18 protein-coding genes and 1 pseudogene are annotated in these 18,385 nt (G+C 51.1%); 12 read left to right on the top strand and 7 right to left on the bottom strand.

The window, feature by feature from the left end:
- From QWI17_RS08430 to QWI17_RS08405, 6 genes are all read left to right on the top strand, one after another.
- Complete coding sequence (locus QWI17_RS08430) at positions 1–558, top strand: TetR/AcrR family transcriptional regulator (protein WP_302722080.1); 558 nt, start codon at positions 1–3, stop codon at positions 556–558.
- A gap of 91 nt (positions 559–649) precedes the next feature.
- Complete coding sequence (locus QWI17_RS08425) at positions 650–1,204, top strand: nucleoside hydrolase (protein WP_302722079.1); 555 nt, start codon at positions 650–652, stop codon at positions 1,202–1,204.
- Between the two features lie 15 nt (positions 1,205–1,219).
- Positions 1,220–1,636, top strand: a complete 417-nt coding sequence (locus QWI17_RS08420) for a nucleoside hydrolase (protein ID WP_302722078.1) — start codon at positions 1,220–1,222, stop codon at positions 1,634–1,636.
- 131 nt (positions 1,637–1,767) lie between these two features.
- Positions 1,768–3,603, top strand: a complete 1,836-nt coding sequence (locus QWI17_RS08415) for a DUF1800 domain-containing protein (protein ID WP_302722077.1) — start codon at positions 1,768–1,770, stop codon at positions 3,601–3,603.
- Between the two features lie 18 nt (positions 3,604–3,621).
- Positions 3,622–4,980: a DUF1501 domain-containing protein gene (locus QWI17_RS08410; protein ID WP_302722076.1), complete on the top strand. Its 1,359-nt coding sequence runs from the start codon at positions 3,622–3,624 to the stop codon at positions 4,978–4,980.
- 329 nt (positions 4,981–5,309) lie between these two features.
- The gene (locus tag QWI17_RS08405; protein ID WP_302722075.1) at positions 5,310–6,257 is read left to right on the top strand and encodes a hypothetical protein; all 948 of its coding nucleotides are present in this window, start codon (positions 5,310–5,312) and stop codon (positions 6,255–6,257) included.
- A 78-nt stretch (positions 6,258–6,335) separates the two neighbouring features.
- Here QWI17_RS08405 and QWI17_RS08400 read toward each other — a convergent pair whose 3' ends face one another.
- Complete coding sequence (locus tag QWI17_RS08400; RefSeq protein ID WP_302722074.1) at positions 6,336–7,313, bottom strand: glycerophosphodiester phosphodiesterase family protein; 978 nt, start codon at positions 7,311–7,313, stop codon at positions 6,336–6,338.
- A 141-nt stretch (positions 7,314–7,454) separates the two neighbouring features.
- A complete protein-coding gene (locus tag QWI17_RS08395; protein ID WP_302722073.1) occupies positions 7,455–7,970 on the bottom strand; it encodes a flavodoxin family protein in 516 nt (171 codons plus the stop codon).
- Between the two features lie 105 nt (positions 7,971–8,075).
- On the opposite strand from QWI17_RS08395, the gene soxR reads away from it, so the two are divergent.
- Positions 8,076–8,510, top strand: coding sequence for a redox-sensitive transcriptional activator SoxR (gene soxR / locus QWI17_RS08390; protein ID WP_302722072.1), 435 nt, complete (start codon positions 8,076–8,078; stop codon positions 8,508–8,510).
- Positions 8,511–8,823: 313 nt separating this feature from the next.
- Here soxR and QWI17_RS08385 read toward each other — a convergent pair whose 3' ends face one another.
- Positions 8,824–9,687: a PA4780 family RIO1-like protein kinase gene (locus QWI17_RS08385; protein WP_302722071.1), complete on the bottom strand. Its 864-nt coding sequence runs from the start codon at positions 9,685–9,687 to the stop codon at positions 8,824–8,826.
- Between the two features lie 183 nt (positions 9,688–9,870).
- On the opposite strand from QWI17_RS08385, the gene QWI17_RS08380 reads away from it, so the two are divergent.
- A complete protein-coding gene (locus QWI17_RS08380) occupies positions 9,871–10,269 on the top strand; it encodes a thioredoxin family protein (protein ID WP_302722070.1) in 399 nt (132 codons plus the stop codon).
- Positions 10,266–10,970, top strand: coding sequence for a cytochrome c biogenesis CcdA family protein (locus QWI17_RS08375; protein WP_302722069.1), 705 nt, complete (start codon positions 10,266–10,268; stop codon positions 10,968–10,970). The genes QWI17_RS08380 and QWI17_RS08375 overlap by 4 nt, the downstream gene beginning before the upstream one ends.
- A gap of 67 nt (positions 10,971–11,037) precedes the next feature.
- On the opposite strand, the gene rluF is transcribed toward QWI17_RS08375, so the two are convergent.
- Positions 11,038–12,087 (bottom strand): 23S rRNA pseudouridine(2604) synthase RluF, encoded by a 1,050-nt coding sequence (rluF, locus tag QWI17_RS08370; protein ID WP_302722068.1) that lies wholly within the window; start codon positions 12,085–12,087, stop codon positions 11,038–11,040.
- A gap of 432 nt (positions 12,088–12,519) precedes the next feature.
- On the bottom strand, positions 12,520–13,443 hold the full coding sequence (gene lpxC, locus QWI17_RS08365; protein ID WP_302722067.1) for a UDP-3-O-acyl-N-acetylglucosamine deacetylase: 924 nt from the start codon (positions 13,441–13,443) through the stop codon (positions 12,520–12,522).
- Positions 13,444–13,588: 145 nt separating this feature from the next.
- Between lpxC and QWI17_RS08360 the strand changes: the two genes are divergently transcribed.
- Positions 13,589–14,623 (top strand): AraC family transcriptional regulator, encoded by a 1,035-nt coding sequence (locus QWI17_RS08360; RefSeq protein WP_302722066.1) that lies wholly within the window; start codon positions 13,589–13,591, stop codon positions 14,621–14,623.
- A 134-nt stretch (positions 14,624–14,757) separates the two neighbouring features.
- Here QWI17_RS08360 and QWI17_RS08355 read toward each other — a convergent pair whose 3' ends face one another.
- Positions 14,758–15,066 carry a hypothetical protein gene (locus QWI17_RS08355; RefSeq protein ID WP_302722065.1) on the bottom strand — a complete coding sequence of 103 codons (309 nt, stop codon included), beginning with the start codon at positions 15,064–15,066 and terminating at the stop codon, positions 14,758–14,760.
- Between the two features lie 964 nt (positions 15,067–16,030).
- Positions 16,031–17,179 (bottom strand): DUF1254 domain-containing protein, encoded by a 1,149-nt coding sequence (locus QWI17_RS08350; protein WP_302722064.1) that lies wholly within the window; start codon positions 17,177–17,179, stop codon positions 16,031–16,033.
- Between the two features lie 397 nt (positions 17,180–17,576).
- On the opposite strand from QWI17_RS08350, the gene QWI17_RS08345 reads away from it, so the two are divergent.
- Both QWI17_RS08345 and QWI17_RS08340 read left to right on the top strand, forming a co-directional pair.
- Positions 17,577–17,870, top strand: a complete 294-nt coding sequence (locus QWI17_RS08345; protein WP_302722063.1) for a hypothetical protein — start codon at positions 17,577–17,579, stop codon at positions 17,868–17,870.
- Positions 17,871–18,260: 390 nt separating this feature from the next.
- Positions 18,261–18,385, top strand: a pseudogene (locus QWI17_RS08340) (transposase); the annotation flags it as partial.

Below are 18,385 nucleotides of genomic sequence, written 5' to 3'. Positions count from 1 at the left end.
ATGAGCACCGACAATAGTCGCAACCAAATACTCGATGCCGCACAAACCCTGTTCTACCAAAGAGGCTTCCACGCCACCAGCATAAGTGACATTGCCAATAAAGCGGGGGTTTTTAAGGGCAATTTGGCCTACTATTTTAAGTCTAAGCAAAGCTTGCTGCAGGCCGTGGCGGATAACCGGCTGGCGCAACTGGAAGAAACACTGGCAGGTTTTGCCAACTTTGCCACGCCGCGCGAGCGCCTGAGCGCGTTTATTGGCATGGTTGAAGACACAAGAAAAAACCTGGCTCGCCATGGGTGTCCCATGGGCAGTTTGAGTACCGAAATAGGCAAAACTTCGCTTCCTAAGGAGCATACTCGGGCTCTACTGGATTATTGCCTGAACTGGCTACATGGCGAGTTCAACAAAATTGAACCCAAATCTGCTAAGCAACACGCAGAAACACTATTGGCAATGGCCCAAGGCACCGCGTTACTGGCACACAATTTTAACAACGAGGAGCTTGTCCGGCGCCAATGCCAGGCTATGCACCAATGGTTACGGGTAATTACCGATTAGCTTTACCCAACCTAAAAAGTGTTAACCGCAGCTGTACTTGCTTTGCAATAGAGTTACACTCAAGTCCTGCCAGTAAAAATAAGGGTTTAACATGAAGTCACTGTTTTTCGCTTTTGCACTCTGTGCCTTGAGCGTTGGATGTATCGCCAAACCTCTTATTATTTTTGATACCGATTTTGGCGGTGACGCCGATGATTTGGGTGCGTTGGCCATGCTCAACCATATGCACAACCAGGGAAAATGCGAACTTGTAGCCGTGATGAACTGGAATAATGAGCGCTATTCCTTGCCGGCCATAGGCGCCATCAACCAATACTACGGTAACCCCAATATTCCGCTGGGCAGCCGTAAAGAAGGCCTATGGCACGGTGAATGGCAATACAGTAAACCGTTAGTCGATGCGTTAGGCAGTAATCGCCAAATTGATCAAACCCCAGACACTACCGAGCTTTATCGCAAGTTGCTGGCCCAAGCAGCGGATAGCAGCATAACCGTTGTAACCGTAGGGCCGCTTCTCAACATCCTCAGATTGCTTGAATCCGCACCTGACGAGCACTCCGATATGAATGGCGTTGAACTGGTTCAGAAAAAAGTTCAAACATTCGTGATCATGGGCGGACAGTTTCCAAAGGGCGACTGGGAATAGAATTTTAACGGCAATATGCCGGGCGTAACTCGCAAGCTTTTCGATGTGCTCAATGTGCCCGTTGTATTTTCGGGCTATGAAGTAGGCCAGGCTATTATGACCGGCGAAACCCTCAATCAGCTCGATCATGCCCATCCACTTTACATTGGCTATCGCCACTTCAGCGAACACGCGCAATGGATGCAAGATCAGTTTGACGGCGACATCTCTGCGAATGCCTCTTACGATCAAACCGCTGTACTCTTTGCCGTGCAAGGCCTTCAACCCTATTGGCAGCTTTCTTCAGCCGGAACAGTTAAAGTAACCGACGACGGAGGTAACACATGGCACCCAAACGAGGCGGGACAGCATCGCTACCTAATAGTTAAGGACGTCGATGCCGTTACCCGAGAAGTACTTTCGGCCATGATAGGAACATCTAAACTACCCTAGCAGCTGTTGAAAAACCCCATGCATACTCAGCCCAGCTCAACACACAGTGGGGCTATTATCGCCAGCTGGCCATTTATCGATCAACATGGCAAAGTATGCATTGAGCCCATAACGATAATTAAGCGATGACTATGCTCATTACCCGCCTAACGGCAGCGGCACTATTGATATTTTTGGCAACACTCAGCGCTGGCTGCGGTGGAGGCGGTAGCGGCAACAATCCCGCAAATCCTCCGGTTTCGCCGCAACCAGAGCCTGAGTTGCCCCCAGAGCCTGACCCTGTTGCCGAATTACCCCTATCGGCAGACGAACACTGGGACGAAGCCAAAACGGCCGCGCGCTTTTTACAACAAACTACCTTTGGCCCCACCGAAGACAGCGTACTCGCCGTGCTCAATCAAGGGCAGGATGACTGGCTGCAGGAACAGCTCAATACCCCCGCTACCTTACACTTACCGCTGTTGGATGAGCGCTTTGAATCCCTCGGATGGGAGGCAACACCATCGCCTGAAATAGACGATGCAGATGGTTACTATCGCGATTTACAACGCAGCGATATTTGGTGGGAGGTAGTACTGCGCAGTCCCGACCAATTGCGTCAGCGCGTAGCCTTTGCGCTGAGCCAAATACTTGTTATATCCAATGTCTCCGACGTTTTGTACAACGACACCCGCGGCATCGCCAGTTACCAGGACATGTTGGCCGAACATGCCTTTGGCAATTACCGCGATTTGCTCGAAGCCGTCACCCTGCATCCTATGATGGGCGAATACCTTAGTATGGTGCGCAACGAAAAAGCCAATGCTGAGCATAATATTCGCCCCGATGAAAACTACGCCCGGGAAGTAATGCAGTTGTTTAGTATCGGCCTGGTGGAGCTAAACCTCGATGGTACGGCTAAAACCGACGCACAAGGTCAACCCATTCCCAGCTACGATCAGGAAACCATAAAGGCTTTTGCCCGCGTGTTTACCGGCTGGAATTTTGCGACAACCAACATTTGGTGGGAGTGGACCAGCGATGCCATCGGCGAAGCTCTGCCAATGAAGGCGTATCAGGCCATTCACGACACCGAATCCAAAGCCTTACTCAATGGCACTGTGCTGCCAGCGGGCCAAACCGCAGAGCAGGACATGACCGGCGCCATGGACAACTTATTTAACCACCCCAACGTCGGCCCGTTTATCAGCAAACAATTAATCCAAAGGCTGGTGACCAGCAACCCCAGCCCCGCCTATGTAGAGCGCGTAGCCAGTGTGTTTAACAACAACGGCTTTGGCGTTCGCGGTGACTTACAAGCGGTCGTACGCACGATTCTTACCGATATTGAGGCGCGCAGCGGTCACGTACTAGCGCCAGACTCCTTTGGTAAATTGCGCGAGCCCATACTGCAAATCGCCAACGTATGGCGCACCTTTCCGGCAGAGGGTACGGCCGTTTATAACGAAGACGAAAGTGCCGTGGTGGGAAAACGCATTCGTTATTTAGGCTCTGACCGAAAACTGGGGCAACGACCCTACGGCTCATTTTCGGTGTTTAATTTCTACCGCCCCGGTTACTCCCACCCAGGCACCATTAGAAACCAAAATTTGTTATCACCGGAGTTTCAGATTCATACCGAAAGTACCATGGTGGCGAAAACCAACTCGCTGACAGAGGCCATTTACTGGCGCGATAAAGACGCCGATTGGGTTCAGGCCCAGCGCGCTGGCTACAACTGGGACATACACCCACCGGCTATTGATGTCAGCGCCGAAAAATCGATTGCCGGTGATGCCGCCGCACTGATAGACAGGCTCAACCTGTTGCTGTGCGCCGGGCAAATTCCAAACGACGCCCGCCAACTACTGATTGAAAATATCGACGCACTGCCATTTGGCGAAAACAACGATTACTCACGTATGCTCAGAGTACAGGAGGCCGCTGGTGTGATTGCCGCCTCTGCGTATTTTGCACTGCAGCGCTAACCTTTACAGGAAAAGACGATGACTCACATATCCAAATCACGCCGTCGCTTTCTTCGTCAGGGTGTTGCCGCTTGCCTGGGCAGTGCCAGCTTTGCTGCCCTAAGTGCCCGCATGCAAGTGGCCATGGCGCAAACTGCTGCCGCTGACGACTACAAAGCGCTGGTGTGTATATTCTTGTTTGGCGGCAACGACTCCCACAACATGGTGGTACCAACCGACACCTCGGCCTATAACACCTATGCCAGCGTGCGACAAAATTTGGCTGTTCCTCGTGCCGACCTGTTGCCCATGAGTACAGGCAGTACTGCGTACGGTTTTCATCCGGCGATGCCCGAGTTGCAATCTCTGTACAACAACCAAAAGCTAGCGGTGTTGGCCAACTGTGGCTCGTTGATTGAACCTGTCAGCAAATCCGATTACGTCAATAACCGCTCGCAACTGCCACCTCAACTTTTTTCACATAACGATCAACAAACCTTCGTGCAATCCCTTGCTGAAGATGCCGCCACCACAGGATGGGCCGGACGCGCTGCAGATGTAATGCGTTCGATGAATGTAAATCAGCAGCTGTCGATGAACATTTCCCTGAGCGGCAACAATATTTTTCAAAGTGGGCAAACAGTATTCCCGTACGCGGTTAATGGTTTTGGTGTTGAACTGCTTAACCACTTTAACGAAAACAGCTCCGAGCCCAACGAAACCACCCGCGCCCAGGTGTTCCGCACGTTAATGCGAGGGGCCGATAGCCACGTATTTTTACGTGAATACGCCGGTATACAAGAGCGCGCCTGGGCATTGGCAAGCGAGGTGAAATCAGCACTCGACCAACAGACACCTCTGAATACCCGCTTCCCGGCAGGCAAACTCGGCACCGACCTTTCCATGGTCGCGAAGCTTATCTCCGCTCGCAGTGCCCTTGATGTAAAACGGCAAATCTATTTCGTCGGTATGGGCGACTACGACACTCACGGTGATCAAGCCAATCGTCAACCGGCACTTTTCAGCGAACTTTCCGCTGGCTTAAATGCCTTTCAATCAGCGTTAGCAGAACTCTCACTGACTGAAAACGTTACCACCTTTACCATGTCCGACTTTGGTCGCACTCTCACTAGTAACGGCGACGGCACCGACCACGCCTGGGGCGGGCACCAAATTATTTGCGGCGGCGCCGTGAACGGTGGTGAAGTCTACGGCAACCTTCCCTCTCTGGAGCTTAACAGTGACGACGACATTGGTGAGGGCCGTATTATTCCCACCACCAGTGTTGATCAATACGGCGCAACACTCGCAAGCTGGTTTGGCTTGCCCGCCTCCGACTTCGCCACAGCATTCCCGAACTTGGGTAATTTTAGTGATGTGGATTTGGGGTTTGTATAGGAGTGGGGTACGGGGAGCGGGTTACGGGAAACTTGCGGTCTGAGGTCTGAGGTCTTAGGTCTGAGGTCTGAGGTCTGAGGTCTGAGGTCTGAGGTCTGAGGTCTGAGGTCTGAGGTCTGAGGTCTGAGGTCTGAGGTCTGAGGTCTGACATTGTGTTGTAAGCGTTCACCACACCAACTTTATCTCCAATCAGCTGCAAAATGCTGCAATTTGCCGCGCGCCACAAGATTGCGGCCCCGCACCCTACCGCATAATCCTGACCTAGCTGGAAGCGCGACCCGGAGTCGGGCACAATAGGCCCGACTCCTCAAATGCGCTCAAGTAGCTCTATGTCAAGGCAGACACTATCGCGACGACTCTTATGGCTCACGGCAGGTTGCGCTTTAGCACCCCTAAGCCACGCCGACCTGATGACCGAGTGGGCCGAAGCCTTTGCCCAAAGTGATATTGAATTTAGTCGCTCGACTTCTAACGCGCCGTTTTTACCTCTGGCTTTTGCGGGCTACAACCACTACCAGGAAAGCGATGTCGACCTTGGCGACGGCCGTTCTTTAAGCTTTACGCAAGATACCGTGACTCAGGGCGCGATACTGCCGTTTTTAATGAGCGACCGCGACGCCTTGCTGGTGGGGGAATGGGTCAGCTGGTCACGTATGACGCCCGAGTCTGACGAGCGCGAAACATTGGACGTGATGTCGGTCGGCATTCCCCTGGGCTGGCTCCACCAGCGCGACTCAAACTGGCAAACAGGCGGCTTTGTCCTACCCTTGGGGCACAAGGCTTCCAGCAAAGACTCCCACTGGAGCTGGGAGCTAATGGGTGGCGGTTTCGCCCGCTACACTCAAACTGATCGCCTTTGGTGGGCATTTGGCTTGTACTTTGATATTAGCGAGCAATCCAACTTGGTACTGCCTTATGTAGGCGCGTCTTACCAATTTAACGACCGCTGGACTCTGAGTGCAATCATGCCCTGGCCCGCGGTGATTTATTCCCCCAGCAAAAGCCTGCTCTTTCGTTTTGGGGCCTCCCCTGCGGGCAACTCCTGGCAGCTGGACACCCGGGGAGATAAATTTAACTACACCATCGATAACTGGGATTTGGGTTTATCGGTAGAAAAACGAGTGACGGGCAATTTTTGGCTGGCCTTGGAAGGCGGTGTCGGAGGTCTTAAAGGCTTGAGCGTAGATGTAGACAACGGCGACTGGGAGGAGCCTCACATCAGTTTAAGCAGCAGCCCTTACCTCAGTTTAAGCTTCAACTTTCGCCCCTCTTTGTAACCTTAGGGGCTTGGAGACACTTACAACTCGGAGAGGTTCCAATACACCCGCTCCATTGGCTGGAGCTTTATTCGACCCTTATTCGCCGCGACGAATTACAGGCCCGATCTCCTCGATCTTATCGGTCCATAGGTAACCGGAAAAATCATCCGGCACCAGCACCAGTTGCTCTTGGGTATCAATCGACGGAGCACCATTGTTATCCATCGCGCCAATTAGAGCAATTTCGCTGCCCACATCATGCAGGCGCTGAGTCAGAAGGTGCGGCCACCCCCAGAGCCAAGGAGCAATATCGATGGGTACCATTACCACCGTGTTGTGACACTTTGCAGGCATATGCCCCGTCCAGCCAAGTGCTATATACCGCACCAGACACTTTTTAACACTGGCGCGCGAGAAGCCCAACAGGTTATCACCTATTAATTTTTTAGCTCGCCAGGTGGGTGCATCCCCGCCGTAAACGCCCCAAACTGTTTTCCGCCACTGGGGATGTGTTTTGAGAAGGGCCGCCAACATATCACCCTCTCTCGCCTCGCGGCTTTTGAAATTTATAAGAAAGCGCTTATCGGGGAATTCGGCGAACACTTCACCCAGTTCGGGCATCATGCCAATGCCTTTGCCGCGCAGAGGGAAAGTTTTGCCCTTATCAGCGGTGTAGCCGTATCCGAGGTCTAAGGTTTTTAAGTACGCAAGGTCATGCTTGCGCGCAGGCCCCTTGCCTTCGGTACGACAGTCTAGCCTCCAGTCGTGCAACACGGCCAAGTAGCCGTCGGTGGTAGGATGAACATCCAACTCAACCACATCGGCGCCGGCGGCAAAAGCCGCGCGCATAGAGGGAATGGTATTTTCGATAAAGTCGTGTGCGGGCGAATCAATCCTTTCGGCTGTACAAGTATCGTTGGTCAGCCCTTCACGGTGATAGGTTTGATGTACGCCGCGATGGGATAAAAGTTTGGGGCCGCCGCTCTCTGGTGTCGCACGCCAGGAAGCGTTAAATACATAGACGCAAACTGCGAAGGTGGCGATAGCAACTAGGATTACGGTTGTTGTTTTCAAAGCATTCTTCCTTGTGCTTTTAGCGACGGCCTACGGTCGCCAAATTACAGGCCAGCTAAAAAGCGCTCACAAATCGCAGAACAGGTTCCGTGAGCCATTGTCGCAGCGGAACCAATCGACGCGGGATATCAAGCTACTATATCACCCCCTACTGACTTGCTCTACAAAATCCGATAATACTAATTTCGCTTCGCCTTCGTCTAGTTTGTTCTCACAATAAACATGCACTAATCCCGCAAACACCCAGCCTAGGTAATTGAGTGTATGGCTCACAACAGAAACAAATGCATCAGACGGTTTTTTGCTAGCAGAGGTTGTAAATAAGTAGAACTGCTTTTTACGCAAGGCCTTACCTTTTACTTTTAAGCACTCAAGCTCAGTCAGGTCAGTGAACCGGTCAAAAAGACGTTTGAAAGCAGGAGTCAGTGCGTACCAATATTCCGGGCAAGCAAAAACAATAACGTCTGCTTTCAACATGCTATCAATTACATTGGCAAAGTCGTCACCTTGATTGCCAAAGTCATAGTCGTAGTCGCGTATATCAAGATCGTCTAAGTATAAAGCTTGTAAGGGGATTAAGTCAGTTAGCACTTTAACCATAGCAAAGGTGTTGCCGCGGGGCCGTGCGCTTGAATAAAGGGTTAGGACGTTTTTCATCAGAAGCTCCTCTAGGCTAAAGGAACCAACACTAAAACCTCAACCTAGGTTGAGGTCAATCGATTCTTTGGTTACATTAAAGCTTTGCTGTCAGTAGGAATCCTTATGGAAAATGACTTAAAGGTAGGAGATGTCGCCAAGCGCAGTGGTGTTAATGTTTCAGCCTTACATTTTTACGAAAAAAAAGGGCTGATTAGCAGCTACCGTAGTAGCAGTAATCAGCGTTTTTACCCTCGGGCGGTATTGCGCAGAATCGCCATTATCAAAGTGGCTCAACAACTTGGTATGCCGTTAAGCGAGATCAAAGAGGCGATTTCGATCCTGCCCATGAATAAACAGGCGAGCAAGCAAGACTGGCAAGAGCTGTCGCGTTTTTGGAAAACTCAACTAGAAGCGCGCATTGCCAAATTAACGAAGTTGCGCGATGACCTCTCCGATTGTATTGGATGTGGCTGTCTTTCCATGCAAGCTTGTGTACTGCGCAACCCTGAGGACGAACTCTCTGAGTGTGGCTCAGGCGCTGTATTACTAGAACCCTAGTCTGGGAATATTTAGGGTGAGATTCGCAAGTGAAAGGAAATAGTTACTCGAATTTTTAATAGGGCTATACGCTCGCACAACGGGGTACTGATTTAAACCGAGAGCGGAAAGTAACAAACAACCTTTGCTCGCAGGCGGTTGAAAAACCCCATGCATGCTCAGCGTAGTCTGAAGCGTGCAGATGTTGTGTCTAGTCTCGACGGACAGGATGGTTCCCTTTGCTAGAGGCAAGGCGCAGCAGATGTGCGCTTCAAGCCACGCCCTCTGGGGCTTTCAGGCTGAGTACGCTTGGTTTTTTCAACAACCTGCTGGCTCAATCCTCATCCTCGCCTGTAACGCGTCGGATACGGGCCTGCTCTTCTTCATTTTCGGCAATGACGGCTTTGATCTCTTCCAGCACTGAGTCCACGTCGGGCTCGCCTTCTTCGCCGTAGTAGATTCCGGTTATTTCCGACTCAGGGGTCAGCTCGCCTTCGGCAAACAGTGCCCACATTTCACGGGCGTAATCGGTGTTGCTAAGCTCGGGGGCAAAAGTGGCGTAGTATTCGGTAATCTTATTCACATCCCGCGCAAACATCGCCTGGGCGTTGTTATTGGCGGCGGCATCGACGGCCTGCGGCAAGTCGATAATCACCGGACCGTAAGGGTCGAGCAGTACATTAAATTCCGACAAATCACCGTGCACCAGACCTTCACACAACATGAGCTTAATGTAGTGCATCATCAGGGCATGGTCTTCCAGCGCCTGCTCTTGGGTGAGAACTACATCGTCAAGGCGCGGCGCGACATCGCCGTCGTCATCGGTGACCAGCTCCATCAGCAACACACCATCGACACACCCAAAAGTCTCTGGTACACGCACACCGGCCTTCGCCAGGCGTGAAAGCGCGGTTACCTCGGCGTTCTGCCAGATTTCTTCCTGCTGCTGGCGGCCATAGGCGGAGCGTTTAGACATAGCGCGGGCGCGACGGCCACCGCGCACTGAGCGGCCTTCCTGGTATTCGGCAGCCTTTTTGAAGCTGCGTTTAGCAGCGTCCTTGTAGACCTTGGCGCAGCGGATGGTATCGCCACAACGCACTATAAAAATATCGGCTTCTTTACCGCTCATTAAACGGGATTGGACGCCACTGATTAAGCCGTCATCGAGCAGTGGTTGCAAACGCTTGGGGACTTTCATTCTTGCCTTTCAAATGCCTTATGGGAACTGTCAGCCACAATAGAGACAGTCGTACCAAAGTGCAACTTGAATTAGGATTGAGGCCTAAAGCTTAATGATGGTAATAACACTTATTTACATCGCCAATGTAACAATACCGTCTTTAATGACTCTACCCTTTACAGTCTAATATCGGAGATCACTATGAAGCTACTCGCTCGATTGCTCGCCACCATCGTCATCACACTCGCTGGCACACACGCATGGGCGCTCGACACTGAGCCCTTCAGTAAAGAGAGGTTTGATACCCTGCAAAGCAATGGCACGCCTGTGCTGGTGGATGTGTATGCCACCTGGTGCCCCACCTGTGCCAAACAACGTAAAGTATTAGAGGCCTATCAGGCCCAAAATCCTGAGTCGGAACTGGTCGTTTTAGATGTAGATTTTGACGATCAAAAAGAGTGGGTAAAGCATTTTAAAGCCCCGCGCCAATCAACCCTGATACTCTTTAGCGGCGGCAAGCAGGTGTGGTTTAGCGTGGCCGAAACCCGCGAAGAGAAAATCTTTGAAGCACTGAACCAAGCCACTATGGCGACACCATGAGCCTTGAATTAACCGCCATTCCACTGGCTTTTTTGGCCGGCATGCTGGGCGTACTATCGCCCTGCGTGTGGCCATTAGTGCCTATAGTAATGGGCTCCGCTTCGGGCCAAAGTCGTTTTGGCCCCTACGCGCTGGCACTGGGTTTAAGCTTAGCTTTTGCCGTTGCCGGCACCCTACTGAGCTTTGTACTGGTCAATCTTGGGCTCGACCCGGAACTGTTCCGCTACTTTGCCGCCCTTTTACTGCTGCTAGTAGGGCTTGTTCTGGTCGTCAAACCCTTAGGCGACTGGTTAAGCTTGCGTCTGTCAATGTTAAGCAGTCGTTTTAGCGGTATAGCAGACAACGCCTGGGGTGGGCAATTTGGTGTCGGTTTCTTACTGGGTATTGTCTGGCTGCCTTGCGTCGGCCCAACCCTTGGCGCCGCTATTGCCCTAGCCTCTCAGGGCCAGCAAATGACCAAGGCGTTTATCATTATGCTCGCTTTTGGCGTCGGTACCGCACTTGTACTGTTGGTAGCAGGCCTCGTCTCAGGCAAGGCTCTACAAAAGCTCACGGGTGGCATGAGCAAAGGCGCGGGCTTTGGCAAGATAATGCTAGGCGCCATGCTTATATTGCTGGGTTTGCTCACTCTGACGGGGCTGGATAAACAGCTTGAGGCTTGGGCACTTGGCTGGCTTCCAGAATGGGTGTTTGGGTTGTAGGGTGAGGAGTGGGCGTCGGTAGAAATCAGGTCGTGTATTGTCTCTGCGCTTATTCATCGTTGGCTGGCTAGCGTCGTGGCTTTTTAGGGCCTGAGCGGGCGGGCTTTTGTCGCGATCGACTGCCGGGTTTATTCTTGCCTCCCGGTTTATTAGCTCCACCTTTAGACGGCGCGCCCGTATTGTGGCGTGATGACTTTGACGCAGGCTTGCCACCCCCTGCAGGCTTATTTTTACCCCCGCCGCCAGCTTTGGGACCAGACCTTTTACCGCCCACTGCAGCAGATTTTTTATTGCCACCCGCGATGGTTTTTTTGCCACCGGCCTTCGGCTTGCCCTGCCCACGCGCTTTATGTGGCGCACTTTTCTGTGAGTTTTTGCGTCCAGCAGGTGCCTCAGACGAGGAGTCTTCTATCGAGGCGAGCAGAACTTTCAATTCTTTTTGGGTAAGGTCGCGCCACTCGCCCACCGGCAAGCCCTTCAGGCCCACATTCATAATTTTTACGCGTTCAAGGCGCACAACTTCGTAACCAAAATGCTCGCACATCCGGCGAATCTGGCGATTAAGCCCCTGTACCAAGGTTATTCTAAAGACAGTGGGCGATTCCTTACTGACTTTACACTTTTTCGTCATAGTGCCCAGAATCGGCACGCCCTGACTCATACCAGTAATAAAGTCGTCGCGAATCGGCTTATTAACTGTTACCAAGTACTCTTTTTCATGGTTGTTGCCCGCGCGCAGAATCTTATTAACCAAGTCGCCATTGTTGGTTAAAAAAATCAAACCCTGAGAGTCTTTATCCAACCGCCCGATGGGAAAAATTCGGGTGCTGTGACGCACAAAATTAACTATATTGTCCCGCTCACTACTCTCCGTGGTACTGACAATGCCTACCGGCTTGTTCAGTGCGATAAAGATTAGATCCTCCGCCTCTTGCGGCTCGATAAGCTGACCATTTACCCGCACCACATCCCCCGGCGCCACCTGATCGCCCACCTGAGCTCGCTTACCGTTTAGGTACACATTACCCTGCTCAATATAGCGGTCGGCATCGCGCCGCGAGCACATACCGCTCTCGCTAATATACTTATTCAGGCGTGTTAAAGAGGTGTTGAGCATAAAGTGTCGACTTTTAACCGGTAAGACTAAGAGAACAAAGTTGGCTGGTACTGCTGAGGGCAAAGCACAGCCCCAACAATCCGCCCCCATTGATGCGAGAGCGGATTATATCGCACAACGGTGGTTAAACAAAAAGGGCCTGCAAGATGAGCACAAATGTGACGCCGGATAGAAAGTATCTATTTTTTGTACGAAACATGGGCCCGGACGAATTTGAAAATATCGACATTTTCTGGGTAGGTGCGCAGTTTTAAAAACCTGAGGCCCCAACACTAAACCTACTCAGATATAGTGACTGTAGCCCACTACAATGGCGCAACGCCGAGGCCAACAAAAGAAATATATAGGACAGGTTTATTGACGCAACTCAAACATCGATGCCATCAATAAACTCGCCCTTCTACGATAAAGCGCAGAGCGCCTTGCATACTGCTACGCCGTTACCTGTGTAGGCAATTTCTGCCATTGTCGATCGGCCTGTTCGGCATCGATAAATTCAAAACTCTGTGAATCCGTTAACAGTTGGGTAACAACATTGGCGTTGATGTGGTGGCCACTTTTCAAGCCGCGAAAATGGCCTTTAATCGGCGCACCCGCCATCGCCAAATCGCCGTATAAATCCAATACTTTATGGCGCACGCACTCATCAGGGTAATGCAACCCTTCAGGATTAAGAATACGGTCACCTTGCACCACCAACGCATTCTTGAGCGAGGCGCCTCGCGCAAAGCCGTTTTGCATCAATTGCTCAACATCGTCCACAACACCAAAGGTTCTCGCGTCACGGATACTACGAACAAACGTTTCCTCATTCAGCTCAACTCCCTTAATGGCTTGCCGCCCAATCGCCTGGGCCTCAAAATCAATCTCTAAATCGGCGGTTAAACCCTTGCCGGGCACAAGCATCCCGGAGCGATCACCCAAATCAAATTGCACGGCCCGCTTCACCACGATCACCTTGCGACGGGCGCGCTGTTGTTTTAGGCCCGAGGCCAAAATTAAATCAGAAAAGGTACGCGAGCTACCTTCCAAAATGGGCACTTCAGGGCCATCCAACACGATTTTTACATTGTCCACGCCATGTGCCGCGAACGCAGCCATCAAATGCTCAACGGTCGTTACCGTTACGCCAAAGCGGTTGCAAAGCGTGGTGCTTAGCTGCGTGTTACGCACATTAAACCAAATGGCTCGCACATCGTTTTGTCCCGTCAAACAATCGCGCCGAACAAAGGTGCGCCCCGTGTTGTCACCAGCGGGCAGTACTTTCATCACCACCGGTACACCGGTGTGCAACCCACGTCCAAAACAAGTAAAAGGTGTATTAATGGTGTGCTGATAATACTGTGAACTTGTCATCCCGAATTCCTCCTTTTGGGTACAAGTTCAGAATATGCCCAACGCACCGGGGCGATTTGTTCCCAGACGCCAACTGTTTAGCAATTGCTGCCAAGATGGTGTTTTTTGCTTAAACTGGGGGTTCACTGATGTATGCAAGGAATTTATGGACACCACACTGACGAGCTGGGCCAAGCTTATTTGGCAAACCCTGAGTGATGACGGCATTGATGCCCGCGCCGCTTTTCTGCAGGCGGGGCTAGACCCAGCGCGCCTGGCCGATGCCAGCGGGCGCTATCCAGCAACGGGAATGCGCCAGCTGTGGACAGAAGCTGAACGCTGTTACTCCAAACCGGATTTCGGGCTGGACGTCGGCGCTCGCTGGCAGCCCACCAGCTTTAACGCCTTAGGGTTTGCCTGGCTTGCCAGCGACACCCTGTACGAAGCACTGGAGCGTTTGGTGCGTTACGCACAGCTGGTTAACAGTGGTTTACACGCCAAGCTGAGCAAAGAAGGCGCCCATTACCAACTGCAAATTGCACCCCATGCTCAGAGCACCGACGCGGCCAAGGTGGCAGGACTGGCAGCCATCGTCACGATGTGCCGGTCACTGCTAGGCGACAGCTTTAGTCCAGTGGCACTGGGGATAGACCTAAACGGGCAACCATTATCGGCCGAGGCACAGGCTTTTTTTAGCGGGAATGCTGATACTTGTGCCGCTAACAACTGGATTGCCATTGATTGCCAGCAAGCCCACATTCACCTGCCCGGCGCCAATACTCAGCTGGCACTGGTCAATGAAAAGCTGGCATTGGAAAACCTCAGTAAAGTGCAAAACAGTAATATCCGCGCCCGCCTTGGCCAGGCAATCGCCGCGCGACTGCCCTCGGGTGAAGTCTCAGAAGCTGCCATCGCAGTCGAACTTGGCCTTAGCACCCGCAGCCTGCAAAGGCGCCTGCAAGACGAAGGTACCCACTTCAAACAACTGCTGGATAAAATTCGTCGCGAACTGGCCAAAGAATACCTGAGCTTAGGCGAGCACTCACTCAGCGAAATCAGCTACCTACTTGGCTACGGTGACCAACCCAGTTTTAGCCGCGCCTTCAAACGCTGGTTTGATGTATCCCCCAGCCAATATCGGAATACAACAGCCGATGAAAAAATACGTGGCGACGCAAAACAAGGACAGCCGGGGATATAGTGCAGAGGTCTTTGAGAAAAATCATTGGGATACGGGGTACGGGGTACGGGAAAGAATACTCCTAGTACGTGGGTAGTGAATACCTCACCGAAAGCTTCGTTGAGATAAATAATCTATTCCGAGCCCAGGCTTTGCTACAAGCTCGCCCCCTGACAATGATCTATAGCTATCCCCTCGTATTTTATTGCTTTGAGTTCTGCAATGACATTGGTGTCACTAAGTTCTTTAACAGCCTTTTTAAGCAACTTCTTCAGATTGGGTTTCAAGCAGTTCATTGCCCGCACGACCGACATATCCTTAAGCAGTAAAAATAATGCCAAGGCATACACATGCTCTGATTCTGTTAGATAACCGCCACCCGTAGTTTGCCAACCCTGCGAGCCCGTATTTGTGATACTAACTAAAGTTAAACGAAGAATTGGCCATGAATACGCCAAAGCCAAGAAATGTCGCCGCAATGTCTGTAGCAAACTCCCAATTATCCCACCCTCCGGGAGGCGGCTCATTGGCGGTACAGGTCAGGTAGTGAGATAACTCATGGGCAAAGGTTGCAACTAACTGCGTGGGGCTTGTTCTAGCAGGCTGTTGAAAAACCCCATGCATGCTCAGCGTAGCCTGAAGCGTGCAGATGTTGTGTCTTGTCTCGACGGACAGGGTGGTTCCCTTTGCTAGAGGCAAGGCGCAACAGATGTGCGCTTCAGGCCACGCCCCCCGGGGCTTTCAGGCTGGCCCGCACTCGTCGTTGCCCTTTTTCGATGGGTGGACACACACCTTCAAAAGGTCGCCTAGATTACGAGCCAGCCTGAAAGCCTGAGTACGCTTGGGGCTTTTCAACAGCCTGCTAGGGTTATACGTAATAATAGCTTCATTATCACCCCTATATTCGAATGTCCCCAATGCGGAGTTAGGCGCATTCTGCACGACAAGCATCTCGCCGACCAAAGGGTCAACATCGTCTTCTTGAGCTAAGAGCTTGCACGGCCAATCCTCCATACCTGCGTACTTCTTAACAGCGTAAAACATTGCAATCGCGGCTTCTTCGGGACTTTCAACTTTGGAGGGAAAATACTGCCGGGGGGGAGAACGAGCTCGGACCTTTCATAGAAATCCTTTCCGCCGAAGTATTTAAGCAACCATTGATAGGTCTCAATCTGAAACGCAGCGTCTTGCTCAGAAAGAATAGGTTTTGATTTGAAAAAATTAAACATGGTCCCTCTGTTTATTTTACCACCAGGTGGCACAATTTCACTTACCAAATTTATCAAATTCTAAGGCATAAGCAACGACACGAAGCAGCCCCGTTTAGGGGCTGCCCTCGGTTTTGAAAGTACCCAGTATCTAATTATTTTCGTGTATATGTTTAAAAGGGCAGAATCCCCTAGAATTTAGCCAGGGGATTCCATGCGATCAATTAGACAGAACCTTGTGGTTGGCATCCATATCTTTTTGAAAATCGATAATGGCCTCACGCGATTCGGGGAGATAGCAGCGGAAAAGAGCGTTCCAGTTTTCTGGAACTTCCAGGTTGTTAATTGAATCTTCGGGGCCATTAAAGTTAATTGTGTAAGTGCCGTCTTTGTTTGGCTTCGCCTCGAGCGAGCTAATTTTAAATGGCTTGGTGGTTACCCAGCCCTCAGGGTTATAGACGGTAAGTGACCAGTACCCAGAGCGGTCAAACTGCACCGGCGGTGGGCTGAAGGTAAAGCTGGAAGCGTCGCCTTGCCGGGCCTTATCATCTGCCGGAGCGACTACAAAATAGTGGGCATGACGTGCAGGTAGTCCTCCCCAACCCGCTAGATTGGTCATCTGGTAATGAGGGGACACTATATCGTCAAGGCTTTCAATAAACCCCTTGTAAACAATAACCTCTTTAGGAGCGCGAGCGATAAGTTCGTTGCGCAGCGCGTTGAACGAGCTCACATCATACTTTACCTCAGAGGTATAGGGGTTGCTCGACCCGGCTTTTACCTCTACCGAATCCTGACGCTGATGCAGTTTCTCAATGCCGGCCTTATCCGTGGAAGGGGGCTGGGTACGCATAAATAGGTATACATGATCGCCATAGGTGAGTTGATCATGTGACACGATTTTGGTTTCACCCGGATACACTACTTCCAGTGTTACATGATTTTCATCAAATACTTGAACCGAGTGGTACAGATCGTATTCAGGAACCGTAATTTCCAGCCCCTCACTGGCGTCAAAAACTGCATAGGAATAAATCAGGTCGAAGTTTGAGCGAATAATGGTTTGGTTGTCGAGCTGAATACCATTGCGTTCGTGACGAAACTTATTCGGGCCTGTTTTGATGGTTTCCTCGGCAAAATACTTTGCCGTTTCGGCGCGAACTACATTGTCCATAGTGACCTTTTCGCCCCCCTCTCCTATAAAAGCCGGACTGGAAGGCAAAGCGACACCATTAGCACCCACACCGGTCGATTCATCAGCCATTACTCCGGGAGCGGCGCCCAACAGTAGTGCAACTAAAATGACTTGAGCCTGGCGAAAAAATTGGTGAAAAAGCCTTTGCGGTGAGAGGAAAATCTGGATTTTCATAGTACTTACTCCTTGTGCTCCAAAACATGCACGCGACCCTCACACAGGGCCGCCTGTGATCGTAAAACAGTCTAGCCAATAAACATGATAAATAATAGTTCGTCGAGTGCAGGGGACAAGACCATTGGAACAGGCGCTCTTTCGTAGCCGGAGAAACATGGCAAAGATCAGGCAACTCAAAGAGTGGCGTTACCAATGCTTCGCTGGCTGCACAATCAAACCATGCACATACCTCTGGCAGATAAATGCGCCATTGACCGCAAAGCGATTTTTAAGGCGCTGTTAACCAATTGCAACAAACACCAGTTAGGCTAACACCGCGAGTGCCGCGCCAAATTCGGTGCACCCCCTAAAATGCCAGAAAAGCGGTGCAAAATATGAATATGAGCGACCCGTTATGAAAATAGTCCGCGACTGGCTGGTAACGCTTATTGCCTTAGTCGGGCTGCTTTTGGGTATATTACTGCTGCTGTCCCCTATTCCCGTGGGGCTGGTGGTCATCACCGCCAGCCTTGCCGCTCTTCTGTGCGTAAATCATCGCTCCCGTCACCTTTTACAGATGGCGCGCTCACGCTGGCACAAAATCAATCGCACGGTACACAAAGTGGAAAAGATACTGGAACGCCGTTTCCGAAAGTTATGGACAGTAATTTCCAGCACCCGCCCGCAGAATGACGATCATTCAGGCTAGGCGCCACCGTTTCCTTAATTTTAGTAAGAGAAATAGACCTTCCCCATTTTCAACAGCCTGCCAGGGCATATAAAGAGGGTGTAAAAACGACAGTACTATCGCGATCAATCTTTACATTCTATAGATCTTACACGATTAGTATTGCCGATCATTGTGCCTATAATTTCGCCCACCAATTGCTCCAATCACAACCATCGTCGATTGATTGTAATTACCGATTCATTTCGGGACGATCCATTTCGGGACACCCAAAAACTTGACAGTGCCACAACCCTCTGCCGATCCATTTCGGGAAACCCTCTGCCGATCCATTTCGGGACACCCAAAAACTTGACAGTGCCACAACCCTCTGCCATTGTAAATATCGACCTCAGCGTTTAAGGAAGAACGATGACTCGCCCAAGGAAAGAGCTGATATCTGTTGCCGATACCCCTTACTATCACTGTGTTTCCCGCTGCGTACGCCGGGCGTTTTTATGTGGTAAAGGTAAAGATTATAATTTTGAACACCGCAG

Origin of the sequence: Gilvimarinus gilvus (genome assembly GCF_030518155.1) — a bacterium.
In the GTDB taxonomy this organism is placed as follows: Bacteria; Pseudomonadota; Gammaproteobacteria; order Pseudomonadales; family Cellvibrionaceae; genus Gilvimarinus; species Gilvimarinus gilvus.
The sequence above is the reverse complement of the archived record's forward strand: the minus strand, read 5'-3'. Positions and strand labels throughout refer to the sequence as shown.